The organism is Arthrobacter sp. TMS2-4 (genome assembly GCF_054511075.1).
Genome location: NZ_JBTNDI010000036.1, coordinates 1 through 3,136 on the forward strand (window position 1 = coordinate 1; position 3,136 = coordinate 3,136).

The 3,136-nt window shown below is 61.5% G+C and carries 2 protein-coding genes; both read left to right on the forward strand.

Features of this window, described 5'->3' with window-relative positions:
- The first annotated feature begins 147 nt into the window (after nt 1–147).
- Nucleotides 148–975: a tyrosine-type recombinase/integrase gene (locus ACX80F_RS16945; RefSeq protein WP_459337548.1), complete on the forward strand. Its 828-nt coding sequence runs from the start codon at nt 148–150 to the stop codon at nt 973–975.
- 574 nt (nt 976–1,549) lie between these two features.
- Nucleotides 1,550–3,076, forward strand: a complete 1,527-nt coding sequence (locus ACX80F_RS16950; RefSeq protein WP_459337549.1) for a tyrosine-type recombinase/integrase — start codon at nt 1,550–1,552, stop codon at nt 3,074–3,076.
- Nucleotides 3,077–3,136 lie beyond the last annotated feature (60 nt).

A 3,136-nucleotide genomic window follows, 5' to 3' on the forward strand; every position in this document is an offset into this window, starting at 1 on the left:
CTCCTCCGGCGAATACCGACGTGCCGTCGGCTTCCCGGCTCCCTGACTTGATGCCATGACTCTATTCTCGTTTCCAAGGTCAGGAGTCTCCATCAAACCCAGGGCGGTTCACCCGGCCATCGTTCCCGGTCGGGAAAAACTGTGAACGTGTATCTTGTCGCGGTCCTGCAGTTCTTGCGGTTCTGCGCGCACGAAGGCTTATGCGATGTTGACGTCGATAGAAGATTCTTCGACCAGGCTGGGCTGCGGTCCGTGAACCCACTTGACGGAAGCGCAGATCCCGACCGCATGCCGCGGCTGAGCCGGATGCTTAAATCGCGGGAAGTGACGAAACGTCCGCAACCGATCAGCGTTGACGAGGAGTTGCGATTGATGGCGTGCGCGACGAACCCGCGCGATGCGCTGCTGATCCGGTTGATGCTGCACTGCGGGTTACGGGTTGGAGAGGCTCTGGGTCTGCGCCTGGAGGACCTTCACTTCTTGCCGGAATCGACCCATGCCGGGTGCTTCGAACGCGGTCCGCATGTCCATGTTCACCGCAGGATCAATAGCAATGGCGCCCTGGCCAAATCCGCCGACCCCCGCAGCATCCCGGTGACAGACGAGGTGACTCAGGCGTATGCCGCCTATCAGGATGAGCGCTACCAGCTCCTCGGCGGGATCTCGGACGACTACGTCTTCGTGAACCTTTACTCCCGTAATAGCCCACCTGGTGAGCCGCTCCGCTATGCCAGCGTCCATGCCATGTTCAGGCGATGGGAAGGAAGAACCAAGGTGCGGGTGCGCCCGCATCAGCTCAGGCACACTGCTGCCACCAGATGGGTTCGAGCAGGACATCCCCTCGATGTGGTCCAGGAACTGTTGGGCCATAGAAGCCTGAACTCGACGCAGGTTTATCTGCACGCGTCGGCGGACGAGATGAGAGCAGCGGTCGATTCGGTCACCTGCGGAAGTGGCGAGAACAATGACAGCTGAGTTCCGGCAGATGCTACTCACAGAGTCCCCCGGCACGGAACCGGGGACGTACCTCGCATTCCTGCGGCAACGCATCAACAGAAACTGGCGGCCCAGCGAATGGGACGGCAAGCTCTGGCATTTCACCTCGGATCCCGCCAACCCGCTCACTGCCGCCTATCCGTGCAGGGCTGCCGGCTGCCCCGGGTTAGCCAGAGGCAATGGAGCCCTCTGCGTGCCCTGCAAATCGGCGGCCAGGAGCAGCACGAAAGGCGGGTACCGCGCAGACCATGGGGCAGATCGGACCTCAAAGGCCGCGGATCGGTGCACCATCACGGTCAGCGGGCAGTCCTGCAGGGCACTGTCGAGCCACCACGGTCTGTGTTACCACCACTATCACGCCTGGCGGGGACGTCTCACCGCCGCAGGCGGTGACTACCCGCTGGAGAAGTATCAAGCGACAGCCCGGGGTGTGTTCCCACGTGGCCAGCGGTGCGCCGTTCCGGGATGCCGGACCGAGGAATGGCGTTTCGAGAAGTCACTGTGTCTGGGCCATCGCTTTCAATGGAAACGGCTCAAACGCCAAGGCATCACCTTGGAGCAATTCATCGCCGTCCCGCGTCCCATCGGCCGGCAGTGGTCCACCACCGAATTCTCGCTGGTCGATCTTCCACCAATTCTTCGGCATGAGTTCCTCCTGACTCTGCAACAGCGTGACCAGGAGGGCTACCGGCTGGATCCCTGGGTGCTTCGGCGCTGCATCACCATCGCCTTGGAGCATGGGGCGCGAACGATGGAGAAGCTTCACCAAATCATGCTGGCGAGCTCGACGGATCAGCGGTTGCAGAAGGGTTTCACGAACTACGCACGGATGTGGTCGGCCCGCTGGCGGTACCAGCACACGGGCACCGATGCGAGGAAGGACGACGTCTGGGACGCTGCGGTCCTGATGCTTCGTGCACAATCCGGGAGCGACACCATCTGCTCGAAAGGGACCCTGGATTTCCGCCCCGTCCGTATCCATTGGCTACGTGAGGCGGTGAAGGAATACGCCGCCGTCTTCGAACTCCCGGCCGATAGAATCCGTGACCTGATCCGGTCGTGCAGCATCGCCTCGGACGCACTGCTACGCCGCCCATATGGAACCACCCCGGATCGGTTGGGAAGGGCTGACGCGAAAGCGATATTTCAGGCCTATTCGACGCTGATCACCCACGATGGGGCACCTCGCTCAGAACGATACAGATACGAACATTTCCACCGATTCCGTCGGCTCCTGCACGAAGGACGAGAGCTGAACGCCCTTCAGCGCTTGGCCCCAGCGTTCCGGTTTCTCGCCACGGACACCCTCACCAGCGGCCGGAAGCGCAGCACCGTCAACAAATCCATTCCCGACGAGGTCATCAAGGTGCTGGACGAGAACCTGCACCTGTTCACCGTCGCCGAAGACCACACCTACACCAACGGCCGACCAGCCGAACTCTGCAACCACATGCACCAAACCATCTATCAGCTACTGCGGGACCTGGGCCGGCGTCCCTCTGAGATCCTCGGCCTCAAACGCGACGCGCTGCAGCACTACGATGACGGACGGCCCTTCATCCGCTACGACGCCCCAAAGACCGGCGACATCGGCCTGGAACTCCCCATCCATCACTCCACGGCAGACATCATCACAGCCTGGCTTGACCGTCTCAATGCAGTCACGGACATAGAACCACGGGCAGCTGACCTGATGTTTCCCTCGCTCTCAGGATTCGGGCCAGCAGCACGCAAACCTATAACGATCAGCGGGTACCACACCGTCTATTGGCGGTGGATCGAGCGCATCAAGAACCTGCCCGACCATATCCAGGGCCCAGGCGGCGTAGCCGAAACCTTCGACCGTTCCCGGCTGCGCCTCTACTCATGGCGACACACCTATGCCCAGAGGCTCTCCGACAACAACACCGCTCCGGACGTCATCCAGGAACTGATGAACCATAAAAGATTCGAAACCTCCGCCGGGTACATCCGCATCAACCGGCAACGCAAAGCCGACGCCATCCGCATCGTCGACCGCACCACCATTGGTCAAGTCCCGGGTGGTGGTGTAGCGGTTGGTGATCCTGTTGGTTGTTAGGCGCTGAGTTCGAGGGTGGTGTCGATGGCCGCCTCCGTCCCGGTGTCGGTGATGAGGCTG